This window comes from Mycobacterium sp. Dal123C01 (assembly GCF_052566995.1).
On the sequence record NZ_CP199580.1, the window covers coordinates 823,339 to 840,873 of the forward strand.

Genomic DNA, 17,535 nt, shown 5'->3' on the forward strand with positions numbered 1-17,535 from the left:
CGGAGCCAGATGTTCCGCCGGCTCGGCCGTACTCATCAGCGAAACGCCTCGCCGGCGTCAATTCCGATCACTCGCAACAGGTTTACCACCTTGCGATCCAGGCTTTCGCCCACCGTGGTCACCTCCGCGATACCCAGGCTGCCGAACGCGGCACTGGGCTGGTCCATGGAGAACACCGCATTGCCCTCGGCGTCGGCATGGATCAAAAGGCGTAATGGGGCGTACAGCAAGGTTTTCGGGTCATGGCGGAACATGGTTTCGGCGATCGTGTGATTGCCGAGCAGATACTCCACCGCCTTGGTGGTGTGGCCGGCGAGAATAAAGAACGGCAGTCCGTCGATCTTTGCGTAGACCATCAGTCCGTTCGGCGCGTTGATCGCCGCGGCCGCAATGACTTCGTCCCAACTGCCGCCGCGCTCGGCGATCTCGCGTACCGTCGCCGGGTCGAACGGCGGTGCCGCCTTCTCGAAAGCCGCGATGAATTGGTCGAACTCCACACCGGTGGAGATATCGATGCGATTCATGGTGTGCGGCGCCACACTGAATTCGGTTGTCTTGAGGCTATTTGTCATGGCATTCCTCATACTTCGATAGTTGGGTTCAAAACAATGACGCGATCACCAGCTGTCGCGGACCGGGCGTGGGGTCCGGAAGATCAAGGTACTCAAGCACTTCCGGACCACCGAAGCGGTCGTAGCGGATTGCCCTCACAGCGGCCTACCCCCAGTGGTTCGGTGAACGAACTTCACGATTCTGACTATACGGTTCGGTGAATGAACCGGCAAGGGGTAGCATGGACATCGTGGCCCTTCCCCGTGAATACCCCAGCGAGAGCTGCCCGATCGCCCGGTCATTGGAGATCGTCGGCGAGCGCTGGACGTTGCTGATCATGCGCGACGCCTTCTTCGGGGTGCGGCGCTTCAGCGACTTTCGCGGTCACCTCGGCATTCCGAAAGCGGTGCTGGCCGAACGGCTGTCATTCCTCGTGAAAGAGGAGGTGCTGGCCAAGGTGGCGGGTGAGTACGAGTTGACCACCAAGGGCTGTCAGCTCTGGCCGATGATCTGGTCAATGATCAGCTGGGGCGACGAGAACTACATGGAGAAGCCCACCAGGCGGACCTATCGGCACGCGGAGTGCGACGGCGTCATCGGGCAGGACCGCAGCTGTCAGCGATGTGGCCAGGTCCCCCAGGTCGCCGACCTGATCGTGCATCCGCCACAGCGCCCGCGTGATCCGATTCGGCACGATCCGGCCAGTGCGGCGCTGCGCCGGCCGCACCGGATGCTGGAGCCGATCTAGCCGCTCAGCCCCAGCGGGCCAACAGTTCCTTGGCCCGGCCGGCCAGTGTGGCTTGCAAGAACGGGCCGAAACTGATCCGGGCCACCCCCAGCGGGCCGAACGACGCCGGGTCGTCCTGATCGGGCAGAGCGATTGCGTTGATCGGCAGCGGCAACTCAGTTGCCAAGCGCCGCAACGTCTCCGGGTCGTGACGGCCCACCGGGTAGAGCACATCAGCGCCGGCGTCGGCCGCCTCCGTCAGTCGCGCCACCACACGTTCGACGCGGTCGGAATCATCCCCGTCCTTGCGCAAGAAAAGATCGGTGCGGGCGTTGATCACGACGTGGACCCCGGCGCTATCAGCGGCCGAACGCAACGCACCGACTAATTCGGCGTGCTCACCGGCGGACCGCAGTCGCTTGCCCTCGGAGTGCACGGTGTCTTCGATATTGAGGCCGACGGCGCCCACGCTCAGCAAGCCTTCGATCAGGCGCGACGCCGGTTGGCCGTAGCCCGACTCGATGTCCACCGACACCGGGACCTCGACCGCCGCGGTGATCTGGGCGACCCGGGTCAGCACATCGTCGAACGACATGCCCTCGCCATCCGGTTTGCCGATCGAGTCGGCCAGCGGATGGCTGCCCACGGTCAGCGCGACGAATCCGGCATCCGTGGCGAGACGCGCCGACCAGGCATCCCAGACGGTCGGCAGCACCACCGGGTTGCCCGGCTGATGCAATTCCAGTAGCGCCGCCGCGCGCTGCGCGGACGTGGTCTGACCTGTCATAGGTGTTTGCTCCGCGGTCTGGGCGAGTCATCTGTCCGGCGTCAATCCTGTGCGGTCGATACTATCGAGGGACGGACTGTGATCCGCGACACCTCGGCCCTAGGAGATCCCTTGTCCACCACTACTGAACTTGCCGAACTGCACGATCTCATCGGCGGCTTGCGGCGGTGTGTGAGCTCCTTGAAGTCGCGCTACGGCGACAGTCCGGCGATGCGTCGCATCGTCATCGACGCCGACCGGATCATGAGCGATGTCGAATTACTCGACACCGATGTTTCGGAATTAGACTTGGCGGGCGCCACGGTGCAGCATTCCGGCGAGAAAATCACCATTCCCGACACCCAATACGACACCGATTTCTGGCGCGATGTCGATGACGAGGGTGTCGGGGGTCACAATCGCTCCTGATATTCCAAGCCCCCGTTAAAACGGAGGGCTCTGTCTTGTACCCTTCGACCAACAGCCCTGTTCGAAGAGGAACATTTGATGAGCGCACCCACGGCGAACCGTCCTGCGTCCGGTGTCTTTTCACCCACGCGAGCCCACATCCAGCAACGGACGCTCCGCACCGACCGGTGGTGGTTGTCGCCATTGCGGATCGATCTTGGCTTCGCCGCATTCGTCATCTACGCGACGCTGCGCGCGTTCCAGCAGGATTACTTCTTCGTCCCGAAATACCACTACCTGACGCCGTTCTACTCGCCGTGCGTCAGCACGGCATGCGGTGAGGCCAGCGACTTCTGGCCGCGGATCCTGCCGGATGTGTGGTGGTTGCCGTACGCGGCACTGACGCTGCCATTCCTGCTGCTGTTCCGATTGACCTGCTACTACTACCGCGGCGCCTACTACCGCACGGTGTGGCAGTCGCCCACCGCCTGCGGGGTGGCCGAACCGCGCGTCCACTACACCGGCGAGACCAAGCTCCCGCTGATCGTCCAGAACACCCACCGGTACTTCTTCTACATCGCCGGCATCATCTCGGTGATCAACAGCTACGACGCGATCGTCGCGTTCCATTCCGAAGACGGACCAGGTGGATTCGGCTTCGGCCTGGGCAACGTGATCCTGGTCGGCAACGTCGTCATGCTGTGGATCTACACGATCTCCTGCCATTCGTGCCGGCACGTGACCGGCGGGCGGCTCAAGCACTTCTCCAAACACCCTGTGCGGTATTGGATCTGGACGCAGGTCAGCAGGCTCAACACCCGGCACAAGCTGTACGCGTGGATCACGCTCGGCACCCTGATGCTCACCGATTTCTACATCGCACTGGTGGCCAGCGGCACCATTTCGGACCTGAGATTTGTTGGCTGAGAAGCCCTTTCACGCACATCAGAAAGCTAAGTGAGGTTCTATGACTGAGGTCGAACGGCACTCCTACGACGTCGTAGTGATCGGTGCCGGCGGCGCGGGCTTGCGGGCGGTCATCGAAGCGCGCGAACGTGGCCTCAAGGTCGCGGTCGTGTCCAAATCGCTGTTCGGCAAGGCACACACGGTGATGGCCGAGGGTGGCTGCGCCGCGTCGATGGGCAACACCAACCCGAAAGACAACTGGCAGACCCACTTCGGCGACACCATGCGCGGCGGCAAGTTCCTGAACAACTGGCGGATGGCCGAGCTGCACGCCAAGGAGGCGCCGGACCGGGTCTGGGAGCTGGAGACCTACGGCGCGCTCTTCGACCGCCTCAAGGACGGCAAGATCAGCCAGCGCAACTTCGGTGGACACACCTATCCGCGGCTGGCCCACGTCGGCGACCGCACCGGCCTGGAGCTGATCCGGACCATGCAGCAGAAGATCGTCTCGCTGCAGCAGGAGGATTTCGCCGAGCTCGGTGACTACGAGGCGCGAATCAAGGTGTTCGCCGAATGCACGATCACCGAGTTACTCAAGGACGGCGACAGAATCGCCGGGGCGTTCGGCTACTGGCGCGACAGCGGCGGATTCGTCGTCTTCGAAGCACCCGCGGTGGTCCTGGCCACCGGCGGGATCGGCAAGTCCTTCAAGGTCACGTCGAACTCCTGGGAGTACACCGGCGACGGTCATGCGCTGGCGCTGCGCGCGGGCGCGACGCTGATCAACATGGAGTTCATCCAGTTCCACCCGACGGGCATGGTGTGGCCGCCGAGTGTGAAAGGAATTCTGGTCACCGAGGGTGTGCGCGGCGACGGCGGAGTGTTGAAGAACTCCGACAGCAAGCGCTTCATGTTCGACTACATCCCCCCGGTGTTCAAAGGCCAGTACGCCGAATCCGAGCAAGAAGCCGACCAGTGGCTCAAAGACAACGACTCGGCTCGCCGCACTCCTGACCTGCTGCCCCGCGATGAGGTCGCCCGCGCGATCAACTCGGAGGTCAAGTCCGGTCGCGGCACCCCGCACGGCGGCGTCTACCTGGACATCGCCTCCCGGTTGACGCCCGAGGAGATCAAGCGGCGGCTTCCGTCGATGCACCACCAGTTCATGGAGCTGGCCGGGGTCGACATCACCAAGGAGCCCATGGAAGTCGGGCCCACCTGTCACTACGTGATGGGCGGTGTCGAGGTCGACCCCGACACCGGCGCGGCCACCGTAGCCGGGCTGTTCGCCGCGGGCGAGTGCTCCGGCGGCATGCACGGTTCCAACCGACTGGGCGGCAACTCGCTGTCGGACCTGCTGGTCTTCGGCCGGCGCGCCGGGCTGGGCGCCGCCGACTACGCCCGCGCCCTGGCCAGCCGCCCGGCGGTGAGCGAGGATGCCGTCGACGCGGCGGCGAAGCGGGCGCTGGCTCCTTTCGAGGGACCGACGAACGGCGCCAGCGCCGAGAACCCGTACACGCTGCAACTGGAACTGCAGCAATCGATGAACGACCTGGTCGGCATCATCCGCAAGTCGGAGGAAATCTCCGAGGCCCTCGACCGGCTCACCCAGCTGCGCGAGCGGTTCACGCGCATGCACGTCGAGGGGCACCGCCAGTACAACCCCGGCTGGAACCTGGCTATCGACCTGCGCAACATGCTGCTGGTCAGCGAATGCGTGGCCAAAGCCGCGCTGATGCGCACCGAGAGCCGTGGCGGCCACACCCGCGACGACCACCCTGGACTGGACTCGTCCTGGCGCAAGGTGTTGCTGGTGTGCCGCGCGTCCGGCGGCGACGACGACGTGATTCCCGACGTCACCGTCACTCGCGAGGACCAGGTACCGATGCGGTCTGACCTCTTGGAGCTGTTTGAGGTCTCCGAGCTGGAGAAGTACTTCACCGAGGAAGAGCTGGCCGACCACCCAGGACGGAGAGGCTAATGAGCTACGACGCGACGATGCGGGTGTGGCGCGGCGACGAAGCCGGCGGCGCGCTGCAGGATTTCACGGTCGAGGTCAACGAGGGCGAGGTGGTGCTCGACATCATCCATCGTCTGCAGCAGACCCAGACCCCCGACCTCGCAGTGCGGTGGAACTGCAAGGCGGGCAAGTGCGGATCCTGCTCGGCCGAAATCAACGGCAAGCCAAAGTTGATGTGCATGACCCGGATGTCGACATTCGCCGAGGAAGAGGTCGTGACGGTAACGCCGCTGCGGACCTTCCCGGTGATCCGCGATCTGGTCACCGATGTCTCGTTCAACTACGAGAAGGCCCGTGAGATCCCGTCTTTCGCGCCGCCCAAGGAATTGCAGCCCGGCGAATACCGGATGGCGCAGGTCGACGTTCAGCGCTCGCAGGAGTTCCGTAAATGCATCGAGTGCTTCCTGTGCCAGGACGTCTGCCACGTGGTCCGCGACCACGAGGAAAACAAGAAGGAGTTCGCCGGGCCGCGTTTCCTGATGCGCATCGCCGAACTCGAAATGCACCCGCTGGACACCCGGGACCGCCGCAACGACGCCCAGGAAGAGCACGGTCTGGGCTTCTGCAACATCACCAAGTGCTGCACCGAGGTCTGCCCGGAACACATCAAGATCACCGACAACGCGCTGATCCCGATGAAAGAGCGGGTCGCCGACCGTAAATACGATCCGGTCGTTTGGCTGGGCAACAAGCTGTTCCGCCGCTAGCATCCTGCGGCTAGTCGAAAGTTTCAGCGAGACAAGCTGTTTAGACGCCCAGTCGGCGGAACGCGCTGCGGTGGAACACGATGGGTGCCACTTCGGCGTCCACCGTCACCTCGGAGACCCGCAGGACCACGATGATGTGGTCACCGGCCGGGATCAACTGCTCGATCGCGCTTTCCAGCCACAGCCCGGTGCCCTTGATGAACACCGCACCGGACTCACTGGATACCGTCTCCAAGCCCGCGAACCTGTCGCCAGTCTTGGCGGCGAGTGTCTTGGCCGCCTCGTCGTGGGACTCGCCAAGCACGCTGATGCCCAGTTTCGGCAGGTCTTTGAGCTTGGGCCAGGTCGTCGACGTGTTCTGCACGCAGAACGACACCAGCGGCGGTTCCAGCGAGACGGGGACAAAGGTACTGGCAGCCAGTCCCACCCGGACTCCCGAAACCTCCGCGGCGATCGCCACCACGCCGGACGGGAAGTGGCCGAAGGCATCACGCAGTGTGGATGCTGTCAGGTTGTTCGATGCATTCACTGGACTTCACTCGCCCCTTGAGATGACGACGGATTCGCTTTTGTGACCCTACCTGCCAAGTATCCATGCGCGTCGGCCACGTCAGGGTGGGCCCGCAGCCTGCTCTTCCAGGCGTTGCGGCCGTAGACCGAGAAGATCGGGTCGGCCGGGTCCTCGGTCGGGGACCAGGTTTTGTCGGTCCGCGCGGCGAGTTCGCCGGGTAGCGACAGCACCGGTATCTGCGCGTCCAGCCGGGGATTGAAGAAGAACGGCACCGAAATCCGCTCGGCCACCTGCCCGCCCAGATCCACCCGGTGTTCGGTAGCGCGCAGGTAGCCGCCGGTCGCGACCTCGAGCAGCTCGCCGATGTTGACGATGAACGCCCCGTCCAGGGGCGCCGCGTCGATCCAACCTTGCGAGTCTCCCTGCGCGGGATCACCGCCCCTGCCCCGTCGCACCTGCAGGCCCCGACTGCCCGGCTCGGCCAGCAGCAACGTCAGCACCCCGGAGTCTCGGTGCGCGCCCACGCCCTGCGAGGTGGCCGCGCGGGCGGGATAGCGGATGACCTTGATCAGGGTGGCCGGCGCCTCGGCGAAGGCGTCATCGAACACATCGGGCGGACTGCCCAGCGACGCCGCCCAGTGCCGCAATAGCGCGCGGGACACCCGCGACAGGGCGGCGTCCCACTCGGCGATGATCGCCGGAAGCTCGGGCAGCGCGGCCGGCCACTGGTTGGGGCCCTGCAGCCAGAGGTAGTCGGGCTTGTCCGGCCCACCGATGGGCGGACGTTCGGGTCCAATATCAATCTGCTCGCGCCAATCCACCTCGCCCAGCGTCAGCTCGCCGCCCAGCCGGGTGTAGCCGCGAAAATGCGGGCTGCGCACCATCGCCACGGCGTCCTTGTCGGCCTGCGGCAGCTCGAACAACTTGCGCGCCACCTCGAGCACCCGGGCGACGAGCGTCTCGGGTACGCCATGGCCGGTCAGATAGAAGAATCCCACCTCGTGGGCAGCCTCGCGGAGGCCCTCGCGCAGCCGGCCGGCACTAACCGCCAGGTCCACCACGGGTAAGGCGGTGACGCTCTTCACACCTGTCACGTGTCCATTATCGCCGCAGGTAGAGCCTCTGTCGAAAGCGCGAACAGGCACTTCCCAACCGGTTGGTTAATTAGACAATGAAATCTAGCTCACACTCACTTGCGCTCATGTCACAACCCGATATATTTTGGGCAGAGTTACTGGTGGGTAACTTAGCCCGAGTACCCAACCATTACGTGGCATTCTCAACGAGGAGGAAAGTAGTGAGCCACTACAAGAGCAACGTCCGTGACCAGGTATTCAACCTGTTCGAGGTGTTAGGCGTTGAGAAGGCATTAGGCCAAGGCGAGTACACCGACCTCGATGTCGACACCGCCCAGGAAATGTTGAACGAGCTCAGTCGACTGGCCGAGGGGCCGATCGCCGAGTCGTTCATCGAGGGCGACCGCAACCCGCCGGTATTCGACCCCAAGGCGCACTCGGTGACCCTGCCGGAGTCGTTCCAGAAATCAGTCCGCGCAGTCCAAGAAGGCGGCTGGGACAAGGTTGGTCTCGATGAGGCCCTCGGCGGCGTACCCGCGCCCAAATCCCTGCTGTGGGCCCTGCACGAGCACATCCTGGGCGCCAACCCGGCGGTCTGGATGTATGCCGGCGGCGCCGGCTTCGCCAACATCCTCTACCACCTCGGTACCGAGGAGCAGAAGAAGTGGGCCGTGCTGTGCGCTGAGCAAGGTTGGGGTTCGACCATGGTGCTCACCGAGCCGGATGCCGGTTCGGACGTCGGCGCCGGCCGCACCAAAGCCGTGCAGCAGGAAGACGGTTCCTGGCACATCGACGGCGTCAAGAGGTTCATCACCTCGGCCGACTCCGGCGACCTGTTCGAGAACATCTTCCACCTGGTACTGGCCCGCCCGGAGGGCGCCGGTCCCGGCACCAAGGGTCTGTCGCTGTTCTTCGTGCCCAAGTTCCTGTTCGACTTCGAGACCGGTGAACTGGGCGAACGCAACGGCGTGTTCGTCACCAACGTCGAGCACAAGATGGGCCTGAAGGCCTCCGCTACCTGTGAGCTGACCTTCGGTCAGCACGACGTGCCCGCCAAGGGCTGGCTGGTCGGTGAGGTGCACAACGGCATCGCGCAGATGTTCGACGTCATCGAGCAGGCCCGCATGATGGTCGGCACCAAGGCCATCGCCACCCTGTCGACCGGTTACCTGAACGCGCTGGACTACGCCAAGTCTCGCGTGCAGGGCGCCGACATGACCCAGATGACCGACAAGTCGGCACCGCGCGTGACGATCACGCATCACCCCGACGTGCGCCGGTCGCTGATGACCCAGAAGGCGTACGCCGAAGGTTTGCGTGCCCTGTACCTCTACACCGCGACCTTCCAGGACACGGCGGTTGCCGAGGCGATTCACGGCATCGACGCCGACCTGGCCGTCAAGATCAACGACCTGTTGCTGCCGGTGGTCAAGGGTGTGGGCTCCGAGCAGGCCTACGCGAAGTTGACCGAGAGCCTGCAGACGTTCGGTGGGTCCGGCTTCCTGCAGGACTACCCGATCGAGCAGTACATCCGGGACGCCAAGATCGACTCGCTCTACGAAGGCACCACCGCCATCCAGGCGCAGGACTTCTTCTTCCGCAAGATCGTCCGCGACAAGGGTGTAGCGCTGGCCCACGTATCGGGCGAGATCCAGAAGTTCGTCGACTCCGAATCCGGCAACGGCCGGCTGAAGACCGAACGCGAACTGCTGGCCAAGGCGCTCGCCGATGTCCAGAGCATGGCGGCGACGCTGACCGGCTACCTGATGGAAGCCCAGCAAGACGTCACCAGCCTGTACAAGGTGGGCCTGGGTTCGGTGCGCTTCCTGATGAGCGTCGGCGACCTGGTCATCGGCTGGTTGCTGCAGCGTCAGGCGGCAGTGGCCGTGGCGGCGCTCGACGAGGGCGCCAGCGGCACTGAGCGGTCCTTCTACGAGGGCAAGCTCGCGGTCGGGTCGTTCTTCGCGAAGAACTTCTTGCCGTTGTTGGACAGCACCCGCGAGGTGATCGAGACGCTGGACAACGACATCATGGAGCTGGACGAGGCCGCTTTCTAAGCGACTTCGCCCGCCGGACTACACAAGCAAAATCCCCCGCTTCCACGCTGAAGCGGGGGATTTTGTGTCTTTGGGAGCGTACGAAAAAGACCGCCGCTGGATCCCCTCACTCCAGCGGCGGCCCTTTTCGTACGCCCGCTTTTTCATACAGGCGATCGAATCGGGGACGGCCCCGCGTCGCCGTCGGGGTCGGGGGGTCAGACCACAACACGGGGCAATCCGTTCTTCGGTTACCCATCCCCTGCTGTTACTAATCGGCTGTGACGGATTTCATCCGTCACGACAGTCGATGGGCCCAGCTGCAGCCCTTAGGCGCAGGTCAAGCCTCTAAAATCGCGGCGACGCCCTGGCCGCCGGCGGCACAGATCGAAATCAGCGCGCGGACCGGACCCTCACCTTTGCGCTCCGCCTTCGTGGCCTCTTTCTTTTCAAAGAGCTGCTTGGCGGCCTGCGCGAGAATGCGCCCGCCGGTGGCCGCAAAGGGGTGGCCGGCAGCCAACGACGAGCCGTTGACGTTGAGTTTGGACCGGTCGATCGAGCCCAACGCGGCGTCGAGACCCAACCGCTCCTTGCAGTACTCCTCGGACTCCCAGGCCTGCAGATGCGCCAGCACCACCGAAGCGAAGGCCTCGTGGATTTCGTAGAAGTCGAAATCCTGCAGGCTCAGCCCGTTGCGGGCCAGCAGCCGCGGCACCGCATAGGTGGGCGCCATCAGCAGCCCGTCACGTCCGTTGACGTAGTCGACCGCGGCGGTCTCCGCGTCCACCAGGTAAGCCAGCGTGGGCAACGAATGGTCGGCGGCCCACTGTTCGGTTGCCAGCAGGGCGACCGAGGCGCCGTCGGTCAACGGCGTCGAGTTGCCCGCCGTCATCGTCGCGTCACCGGCCTTGACACCGAAGACTGGGCGCAGCGTGGCCAGCTTCTCGACGCTGGAGTTGGCTCGCAGGTTGTCGTCGCGGTACAGCCCCAAGAAGGGTGTGACGAGGTCGTCGAAAAAGCCTCGATCGTAGGCCGCGGCCATGTTGTGGTGGCTGGCGACGGCCAATTCGTCCTGGTCTACTCGCTTGATCCCCAGCTGCTTGGCGGTGATGGCGGCATGCTCCCCCATCGACAGCCCGGTGCGCGGCTCGCTGTTGGCCGGGATCTCGATACCCAGGGTGGCGGGCAGCGTGCCGACCAGCTTCAGCCGTTGCACGTTGGACTTGGACCGGCGCAACTTCAGCAGGGTCCGCCGCAGGTTGTCCCCCAGGCCGATCGGCGGGTCAGAGGTGGTGTCCACCCCGCCGGCGGCGGCGACCTCGTAGCGGCCCGACGCGATGCCGTCGGCGGCGGCGATGGCCGCCTGCAAACCCGTGCCACAGGCCTGTTGAATGTCGAATGCCGGTGTGTACGAAGACAATTCAGAGCCCAGCACGCATTCGCGCATGAGATTGAAGTCGCGGCTGTGTTTGAGTACCGCACCGCCGACGACCACGCCCAGGCGCTCGCCGCCCAGCCCGAACCGATCCACCAGCCCACCCAGGGCCGCGGTGAACATGTCCTGGTTGGACGCGTCGGCGTAGGCGCCGTCCGAGCGTGCGAAGGGAATGCGATTGCCGCCGAGCACGGCGACGCGTCGCCGGGATTTCAGACTCGTCTGAGCAGACTGTTTACTTGTCTCAGAACTTGCAGGGGCCACGTTGATCTCCGGTTATCAGTTTGGATTCGGCCGTCTGGGGCCATACTACCGACTGTTCTTACTCTGCAGTAAGTTCGTCCCCGATACGGTTGGCTCATACGAACGTTCGACCCAGAAAGAAAACGGAAGGCAGCTCAGTGGCTCCCAATCGTTCGTCCGATCTGTTCTCGCAAGTCGTCAACTCCGGCCCCGGATCCTTTGTGGCGAGGCAACTTGGTGTCCCGCAACCCGAGGACCTGCGCCGCTACCGGCCCGGTGATTCACCGCTGGCCGGAGCCTTGCTGATCGGGGGCGAAGGCCGGGTCGTCGAGCCGCTGCGCGCGGCACTGGACAACGACTACGACCTGGTAGGCAACAACCTGGGTGGTCGCTGGGCCGACCGATTCGGCGGTCTGGTTTTCGACGCCACCGGCATCACGGCGCCGGAGGGCCTCAAGGCGTTGCACGATTTCTTCACGCCGCTGCTGCGCAACCTGGGCCACAGCGCCCGCGTCGTCGTCGTCGGCACCACGCCCGACGCCGCCGCCAGCACCGGCGAGCGGATCGCGCAGCGCGCACTGGAGGGCTTCACCCGCTCGCTGGGCAAGGAGCTGCGCCACGGCGCCACCGCGTCCCTGGTCTACCTGTCGCCGGAGGCCAAACCGGCCGCGACGGGCCTGGAATCCACCATGCGGTTCATCCTTTCGGCCAAATCGGCCTACGTCGACGGCCAGGTCTTCTACCTCGGCGCCGCCGACTCCACCCCACCGGCCGACTGGGACCGGCCGCTGGACGGCAAGGTCGCGATCGTGACCGGCGCCGCCCGCGGCATCGGCGCGACGATCGCCGAAGTGTTCGCCCGTGACGGTGCCCGCGTCGTCGCGATCGACGTGGAGTCCGCCGCCGAGACGCTGGCCGAAACCGCGAGCCGGGTGGGCGGCACGGCGTTGTGGCTCGATGTCACCGCCGACGACGCCGTCGACAAGATCACCGAGCACCTGCGCGACCACTATGCCGGGCACGCCGACGTCCTGGTCAACAATGCCGGCATCACCCGCGACAAGCTGCTGGCCAACATGGATGACGCCCGGTGGGATGCCGTCTTGGCCGTCAATCTGCTTGCCCCACTGCGACTTACCGAGGGCCTGGTCGAAAACGGCAGCATCGGCAAGGGAGGCCGGGTGATCGGCTTGTCGTCGATGGCCGGCATCGCCGGTAACCGCGGGCAGACGAACTACGCCACCACGAAGGCCGGGATGATCGGCCTCACCCAGGCGCTGGCACCGGAACTGTACGAGAAGGGCGTCACGATCAACGCCGTCGCGCCGGGATTCATCGAAACCCAGATGACGGCCGCGATTCCGCTGGCCACCCGTGAGGTAGGCCGCCGAATGAACTCGCTGCTGCAGGGCGGCCAGCCGGTCGACGTCGCCGAAGCCATCGCCTACTTCGCCAGCCCGGCGTCAAACGCGGTGACCGGCAATGTCATTCGTGTCTGCGGCCAGGCCATGCTGGGCGCTTGAGTCCGGAGTTCGAGGAGAACACGATGAATCAACCAAGCGGCCTGAGGAACATGCTGCGAGCGGCCGCCGGGGCACTGCCCCTGGTGTCGCGATCCGACCAGTTGCCCAGCCGCACGGTGACCGTCGAAGAGCTGCCCATCGACCAGACAAACGTGGCCGAGTACGCCGCGCTCACCGGTCTGCGCTACGGCAACAACGTGCCACTCACCTACCCTTTCGCGTTGACCTTTCCGGCGCTGATGTCGTTGGTGACGGGGTTTGACTTTCCCTTCGCCGCAATGGGTTCGGTGCATACCGAGAACCACATCACGCAGTACCGCCCCATCGCGGTCACCGACACCGTCGCAGTGAAGGTGCATGCCGAGAATCTCCGCGAGCATCGCAAGGGCCTGCTGGTCGACTTGGTCACCGACGTCAGCGTCGGCAGCGAAACCGCATGGCACCAGGTGACGACCTTCCTGCACCAGCAGCGCACCAGCCTGTCGGACGAACCGAAACCGCCACCGCAAAAACAGCGCAAGCTTCCGCCGCCACCCATCGTGCTACGAATCACGCCCGGCCAGATCCGGCGCTACGCCGCCGTCGGCGGCGATCACAACCCGATCCACACCAACCCGATCGCCGCCAAGTTATTCGGATTCCCGACCGTGATTGCACACGGAATGTTCAGTGCCGCAGCGGTATTGGCTAACATCGAAGGCGGCTTGCCCGACGCGGTGCGGTACTCGGTGCGGTTCGGCAAGCCGGTGATCCTGCCCGCGACCACCGGCCTCTACATCGACGAAGGCGACCAGGGCGCCGGGGGCTGGGACCTTTCGCTGCGCAATATCACCAAGGGCTACCCGCACCTGACGGGCAACATCCGGCCGCTGTAGCAGCCTGTTCAGCCCGCGCGTTCGTCGTGCTTCTGGGCGGGCACGCCGCGACCACCGAGAAGCGCTTTCAGCCCGTGCGCACCGGTCGCGGTCAGCAGAAAAACCAAGAACAGCCAAAGCGGCGGCCGGGCGAGCTCCCAGACGAAGATCGCCGCCCAGATCGGCGAGCCCTGGGTGACCGCAAGCACTCCAGCGGCACCGGCCAACGAGACGGCCGGCACGTGCAGGTGTGTCCCGGCAATCCAATTGATCGTCAACACCAGCAGCGTGCCCGTCGCCGCGCCGGTGGCCAGCGAGGGGGTGAGCATCCCGCCGGCCCCGCCGGCGCGCAGGAACAAGGCGGTCAGCAGCGGCTTCAGCAGCAGGATCGCGGCCGCTGCGGACAGCGTCAGCCCGCTGGCGAGGCTGACGGTCAGGATGCTTCGGCCGTTGCCGGGCAGTTCGGGCCACCAATGCGCGCAGATGCCCATCACCAGCCCGGCGCCGGCGAGTGCGGGGATCAGCACCCAGGTCTTGATCTGGCGCGCTGGGCGCGCGGCCGCCATCAGCCGGTTGAACGCCAACCCCACGGCGAGGGCGAAGGGAGCCAACAGCAGCCCGTGCGCCGTCAGCAGATAGGTGGATTCCCCGATCGGCCAGTCCAGGTTGGGCTGATCGCGGGTAACGGCCGAGCCGACCGCGACGGCCAGGCTGGAGGTGAGCAACGCGGCGCCCAGCGCCCTGGGATGCCAGGTGTTGAGCATGATCCGCGCGGAGAACAACGCACCGGCCAGCGGCACGGCATACACCGCGCCCAGCCCGGCCCCGGCGGCGCAGGCCAGCAGGATCTCGCGGTCACGGCTCGACATCCGCTTCAGCCATCCGGTCCCCAAATCGCTGAGCGCCGCGGCGAATTGGCGTGGCGCCCCTTCCCGGCCAAGGGATGCCCCCGAGCCGACCAACAGCACCTGCAGCATGGCGTCGATGCTCCAGGACAGCCGCGGTATGCGCTCGTGGCGGGCGATGGTTCCGGCCAGCGGCGGCACGTCGGCCCGGCGGCGCAGGATCCACCAACCCATAGCCGCCAGCGCGGCACCGACCATCGGCCCCAACACCCGCCGCACCGGACTGCTGCCGGTGACCCCGGCCAGCAGGGTGCCGAAACTGTAGTGGTAGGTCAGGTGCTGAACGAAGCGCAGCACGAACGTCGTCGACAGCCCGGCGATCCCAGCCAGCACTCCCACGATGACGACCGCACAGAAGAAGTCGAGATTGCGGCCCGAGGTCGAAGCGTGCAAGCGAGGCACTGCACGAATCTAGCCCGGACCCGACGCTGTCGCCCCTAGGACGCGGGCCGCTGGGCGGGGCCGACGTCCTGATCGGCCGGCACGCCACGCAGGCCGTGCCAGAACAGCTCGATCATCAGCTCGGCCGCCTCGTCGACGTCGATGTCGCCGGTGGAAAGCCGGTTGGCCATCGCCTCGCCCGCGCCCACCAGCGCCACCCCCATCATCTGGTGCTCGGCGTCCGTCCGCGGCGTGCGACTGCCTTCCCGTACCAGTCCGGCCACCAGCTCGATGATCTGTTCGCGCCCTTCACGCACGGTGTGGGCGAACGCCTGCGAGCTGATGGCCTGGGTGTACATCACGATCCAGGACGCCCGGTTGGCGTCGATGTAGCGCAGGAACGCCCCGATGGTGTTGCGCAGCAGGTCCCTGGGGCTTTGGGTGAAGTCGATGTCGGAACGCACCGCGTCGATGAACCGGGACAGTTCGCGGCTCAGGCAGGCGCCGAACAAATCCTCTTTCGAGCCGTAATACAGGTACAGCATCGGCTTGGAGATCTCGGCCGCGGCGGCGATGGTGTCCATCGAGGTCTCGTGGTAGCCGTTGACCGAGAACATCTGCACGGCGGCGTCGAGCATCTGCTGTTCCCGGACAGCGCGCGGTAGCCGCTTGGTACCACCTGCCATCGATGTGCCCTTCTAGCCCGTCTATCTGACTCCAGGGTAACGATCGAGCGGCCGGTTAGTGCCCACACGTCCGGCCGGGGCCCTTCATCGTCGCCACCCGCACCAGCGATTGGTCCACCGCGGGCAGCGCCAATTCTCCTGCCGCCACGGCTTTTTCGAGCCGGTCCAGGACCGCGGGAACCTCGTCGGTGGTGACCCACAGCGCGACGTCGCTACCCGCCTGCAAAGTGCGCAGCGCCGCTTCGGCCACGCCGAACCGATCGGAGATCGCCGCCATGCTGGACAGATCGTCGCTGAACACCGGCCCGTTGAAGGGTGGGCCGCCGTAGCCGATGCCATCGCGCAGCAACTGCACCGCGGCGCGGCTCAGGCTGGCCGGGTCGTCGCCGGTCAGCCCGGGAACCTGCAGGTGACCCACCATCACCGCGACCGGTGCGGCGGTCACCAGCGTCCGGTATGGCACCAGGTCGACGTTCTGCAGCTCACTCAGCGGTGGGGTGACGACGCCACCGGTGTGCGAATCACCGGACCCGTGCCCGTGGCCGGGGAAGTGTTTGAGCACCGGCAGCAGTCCGGCGTCACGCAAACCTTGCGCGTAGGCCCCGGCGTAGGCGGTGACCGTGTTCGGGTCGTTGCTGAACGAGCGGTCCCCGATCACGCTGTCGTCGGGGGCGTCGGAGACGTCGACCACCGGTGCAAAGTCGATCGTGATGCCCAAGTCGCGCATCTTCTTGCCGCGCTGCGCCGCCAGATCGCGGACCTGCTCGGCGGTTTGACTCTTGGCCAGCTCCCGGGGCGACGGGGCCGTGCCGATCAGCGACTTCAACCGGGACACCCGGCCGCCCTCTTCGTCGACGCTGACCGCCAGCGGCAGCGGCCCCGCGCTGCCCGCGATCTCGGCCAGCGGACCCTTGAAGATCCCCAGGTCCGTCCAGCTGCCGATGAAGATCCCGCCGACGTGGTTGCCGTTGACCACGGCGCGGGCGTCGTCGGCGTTTTTGACGCCCACCATCAGCAGCTGGGCCAGCTTGTCGCGGGTAGACAGCTTGGCCGGCAGGGTCGTCGGGTCGGCGCAGACCGGTGGCGCGGGGGATGCGGCAACCGCCTTGCTGGTCGTGGTCGACGCGGGGGGCCGGGTGGCGTCGTGGCCACACGCTGTGATCAGCGCCGAGGCGGCGGCCAGCACGGCCAGGGTGCGCGGAAAAGCCATCGGGACATGTTGTCACGAGGGGCAGTCGCGTCGGCGCGGCCCCTTGGACCCGTCCGCTGGCAAGATGGCGAGCGGGGAGAGGAGCCGGCGATGAGCGGGATAACGCTGGCCGCGGCCGGCATCGCGGCGGGGCTAATGATCGGTGCCGCGGCGACCGTCGGCGTCACGCTCGCCTTGGACGCCACGGCAGACCACAGCACGGTGCCGGCGCAGACCCCACCGGCTACCTCGATCCCTTCGGGGCCCTTCCTGGTGAACTACGGCGATCGGTGTTGGCACGGCCATTGCGTGCCGTGGCCATGACTCACCGACCCGGATCGCGACAGCCGTTCTGCTAGGTTGGCCTGGGGTTGTCCCCAGTCACGCCCGCAAACCCGAGGAGTCACCGATGAACCGGATCGTTGCGCCCGCCGCCGCGAGCGTGGTGGTTGGTTTGTTGCTGGGCGCGGCCGCGATCTTCGGGATCACCCTGATGGTGCAACAGGACACGAAGCCGCCACTTCCCGGGGGCGATCCGCAGTCGTCAGTGCTCAACCGGGTCGAATACGGCAACCGTAGCTAGCTCGGCGACACGGACTGCGCCGGCGGC

The 17,535-nt window shown here is 65.8% G+C and carries 18 protein-coding genes and 1 pseudogene; 10 read left to right on the forward strand and 9 right to left on the reverse strand.

Going from position 1 to position 17,535, the window contains the following annotated elements; translation table 11 throughout:
- Window positions 1-35: 35 nt before the first annotated feature.
- Both ACTXG5_RS03950 and ACTXG5_RS03955 read right to left on the reverse strand, forming a co-directional pair.
- Window positions 36-572, reverse strand: coding sequence for a DUF302 domain-containing protein (locus ACTXG5_RS03950; RefSeq protein WP_445162453.1), 537 nt, complete (start codon window positions 570-572; stop codon window positions 36-38).
- A 40-nt stretch (window positions 573-612) separates the two neighbouring features.
- A pseudogene (locus ACTXG5_RS03955) lies at window positions 613-711 on the reverse strand (NADP-dependent oxidoreductase); the annotation flags it as partial.
- A 91-nt stretch (window positions 712-802) separates the two neighbouring features.
- Between ACTXG5_RS03955 and ACTXG5_RS03960 the strand changes: the two are divergent.
- On the forward strand, window positions 803-1,300 hold the full coding sequence (locus tag ACTXG5_RS03960) for a winged helix-turn-helix transcriptional regulator (RefSeq protein WP_445162454.1): 498 nt from the start codon (window positions 803-805) through the stop codon (window positions 1,298-1,300).
- Between the two features lie 4 nt (window positions 1,301-1,304).
- On the opposite strand, the gene ACTXG5_RS03965 is transcribed toward ACTXG5_RS03960, so the two are convergent.
- Window positions 1,305-2,066 (reverse strand): isocitrate lyase/PEP mutase family protein, encoded by a 762-nt coding sequence (locus ACTXG5_RS03965; protein WP_445162455.1) that lies wholly within the window; start codon window positions 2,064-2,066, stop codon window positions 1,305-1,307.
- Between the two features lie 111 nt (window positions 2,067-2,177).
- Here ACTXG5_RS03965 and ACTXG5_RS03970 point away from each other — a divergent pair, with 111 nt between their 5' ends.
- From ACTXG5_RS03970 to ACTXG5_RS03985, 4 genes are all read left to right on the forward strand, one after another.
- Window positions 2,178-2,474, forward strand: a complete 297-nt coding sequence (locus ACTXG5_RS03970) for a hypothetical protein (RefSeq protein WP_445162456.1) — start codon at window positions 2,178-2,180, stop codon at window positions 2,472-2,474.
- 78 nt (window positions 2,475-2,552) lie between these two features.
- On the forward strand, window positions 2,553-3,380 hold the full coding sequence (locus ACTXG5_RS03975) for a hypothetical protein (RefSeq protein WP_445162457.1): 828 nt from the start codon (window positions 2,553-2,555) through the stop codon (window positions 3,378-3,380).
- A 40-nt stretch (window positions 3,381-3,420) separates the two neighbouring features.
- Window positions 3,421-5,340: a fumarate reductase/succinate dehydrogenase flavoprotein subunit gene (locus ACTXG5_RS03980; RefSeq protein WP_445162458.1), complete on the forward strand. Its 1,920-nt coding sequence runs from the start codon at window positions 3,421-3,423 to the stop codon at window positions 5,338-5,340.
- On the forward strand, window positions 5,340-6,086 hold the full coding sequence (locus ACTXG5_RS03985) for a succinate dehydrogenase/fumarate reductase iron-sulfur subunit (protein WP_445162459.1): 747 nt from the start codon (window positions 5,340-5,342) through the stop codon (window positions 6,084-6,086). Before ACTXG5_RS03980 ends, ACTXG5_RS03985 begins: the two co-directional genes overlap by 1 nt.
- A gap of 40 nt (window positions 6,087-6,126) precedes the next feature.
- Here ACTXG5_RS03985 and ACTXG5_RS03990 read toward each other — a convergent pair whose 3' ends face one another.
- Together ACTXG5_RS03990 and ACTXG5_RS03995 are read right to left on the reverse strand one after the other, a co-directional pair.
- Window positions 6,127-6,615: a flavin reductase family protein gene (locus ACTXG5_RS03990; RefSeq protein ID WP_445162460.1), complete on the reverse strand. Its 489-nt coding sequence runs from the start codon at window positions 6,613-6,615 to the stop codon at window positions 6,127-6,129.
- A complete protein-coding gene (locus tag ACTXG5_RS03995) occupies window positions 6,612-7,682 on the reverse strand; it encodes an isopenicillin N synthase family dioxygenase (RefSeq protein WP_445164250.1) in 1,071 nt (356 codons plus the stop codon). The genes ACTXG5_RS03990 and ACTXG5_RS03995 overlap by 4 nt, the downstream gene beginning before the upstream one ends.
- Window positions 7,683-7,894: 212 nt before the next feature.
- On the opposite strand from ACTXG5_RS03995, the gene ACTXG5_RS04000 reads away from it, so the two are divergent.
- The gene (locus ACTXG5_RS04000; protein WP_445162461.1) at window positions 7,895-9,730 is read left to right on the forward strand and encodes an acyl-CoA dehydrogenase; all 1,836 of its coding nucleotides are present in this window, start codon (window positions 7,895-7,897) and stop codon (window positions 9,728-9,730) included.
- A 319-nt stretch (window positions 9,731-10,049) separates the two neighbouring features.
- On the opposite strand, the gene ACTXG5_RS04005 is transcribed toward ACTXG5_RS04000, so the two are convergent.
- Window positions 10,050-11,408, reverse strand: a complete 1,359-nt coding sequence (locus ACTXG5_RS04005; RefSeq protein WP_445162462.1) for an acetyl-CoA C-acetyltransferase — start codon at window positions 11,406-11,408, stop codon at window positions 10,050-10,052.
- Between the two features lie 137 nt (window positions 11,409-11,545).
- Here ACTXG5_RS04005 and ACTXG5_RS04010 point away from each other — a divergent pair, with 137 nt between their 5' ends.
- Entirely contained in the window at window positions 11,546-12,910 is a 1,365-nt protein-coding gene (locus ACTXG5_RS04010; RefSeq protein ID WP_445162463.1) for a 3-oxoacyl-ACP reductase, read from the forward strand.
- 23 nt (window positions 12,911-12,933) lie between these two features.
- Window positions 12,934-13,785: a MaoC/PaaZ C-terminal domain-containing protein gene (locus ACTXG5_RS04015; RefSeq protein ID WP_445162464.1), complete on the forward strand. Its 852-nt coding sequence runs from the start codon at window positions 12,934-12,936 to the stop codon at window positions 13,783-13,785.
- An 8-nt stretch (window positions 13,786-13,793) separates the two neighbouring features.
- On the opposite strand, the gene ACTXG5_RS04020 is transcribed toward ACTXG5_RS04015, so the two are convergent.
- From ACTXG5_RS04020 to ACTXG5_RS04030, 3 genes are read right to left on the reverse strand one after another with little or no spacing between them, the layout of a single operon-like run.
- Entirely contained in the window at window positions 13,794-15,071 is a 1,278-nt protein-coding gene (locus ACTXG5_RS04020; RefSeq protein ID WP_445162465.1) for a chloride channel protein, read from the reverse strand.
- A 35-nt stretch (window positions 15,072-15,106) separates the two neighbouring features.
- Window positions 15,107-15,736 (reverse strand): TetR/AcrR family transcriptional regulator, encoded by a 630-nt coding sequence (locus ACTXG5_RS04025; RefSeq protein ID WP_445162466.1) that lies wholly within the window; start codon window positions 15,734-15,736, stop codon window positions 15,107-15,109.
- A 55-nt stretch (window positions 15,737-15,791) separates the two neighbouring features.
- Window positions 15,792-16,946 carry a glycoside hydrolase family 3 N-terminal domain-containing protein gene (locus tag ACTXG5_RS04030; RefSeq protein WP_445162467.1) on the reverse strand — a complete coding sequence of 385 codons (1,155 nt, stop codon included), beginning with the start codon at window positions 16,944-16,946 and terminating at the stop codon, window positions 15,792-15,794.
- A gap of 90 nt (window positions 16,947-17,036) precedes the next feature.
- On the opposite strand from ACTXG5_RS04030, the gene ACTXG5_RS04035 reads away from it, so the two are divergent.
- Window positions 17,037-17,249: a DUF2613 family protein gene (locus ACTXG5_RS04035; protein WP_445162468.1), complete on the forward strand. Its 213-nt coding sequence runs from the start codon at window positions 17,037-17,039 to the stop codon at window positions 17,247-17,249.
- 85 nt (window positions 17,250-17,334) lie between these two features.
- Window positions 17,335-17,508: a DUF2613 domain-containing protein gene (locus ACTXG5_RS04040; RefSeq protein ID WP_007769006.1), complete on the forward strand. Its 174-nt coding sequence runs from the start codon at window positions 17,335-17,337 to the stop codon at window positions 17,506-17,508.
- Window positions 17,509-17,535: the final 27 nt, after the last annotated feature.

Coding starts and splice junctions, on each gene's coding strand:
- ACTXG5_RS03950 (WP_445162453.1), bottom strand. CDS start 572: ATGACAAATAGCCTCAAGACAACCGAATTCAGTGTGGCGCCGCACACC.
- ACTXG5_RS03965 (WP_445162455.1), bottom strand. CDS start 2,066: ATGACAGGTCAGACCACGTCCGCGCAGCGCGCGGCGGCGCTACTGGAA.
- ACTXG5_RS03975 (WP_445162457.1), top strand. CDS start 2,553: ATGAGCGCACCCACGGCGAACCGTCCTGCGTCCGGTGTCTTTTCACCC.
- ACTXG5_RS03980 (WP_445162458.1), top strand. CDS start 3,421: ATGACTGAGGTCGAACGGCACTCCTACGACGTCGTAGTGATCGGTGCC.
- ACTXG5_RS03985 (WP_445162459.1), top strand. CDS start 5,340: ATGAGCTACGACGCGACGATGCGGGTGTGGCGCGGCGACGAAGCCGGC.
- ACTXG5_RS04015 (WP_445162464.1), top strand. CDS start 12,934: ATGAATCAACCAAGCGGCCTGAGGAACATGCTGCGAGCGGCCGCCGGG.
- ACTXG5_RS04025 (WP_445162466.1), bottom strand. CDS start 15,736: ATGGCAGGTGGTACCAAGCGGCTACCGCGCGCTGTCCGGGAACAGCAG.
- ACTXG5_RS04030 (WP_445162467.1), bottom strand. CDS start 16,946: ATGGCTTTTCCGCGCACCCTGGCCGTGCTGGCCGCCGCCTCGGCGCTG.
- ACTXG5_RS04035 (WP_445162468.1), top strand. CDS start 17,037: ATGAGCGGGATAACGCTGGCCGCGGCCGGCATCGCGGCGGGGCTAATG.
- ACTXG5_RS04040 (WP_007769006.1), top strand. CDS start 17,335: ATGAACCGGATCGTTGCGCCCGCCGCCGCGAGCGTGGTGGTTGGTTTG.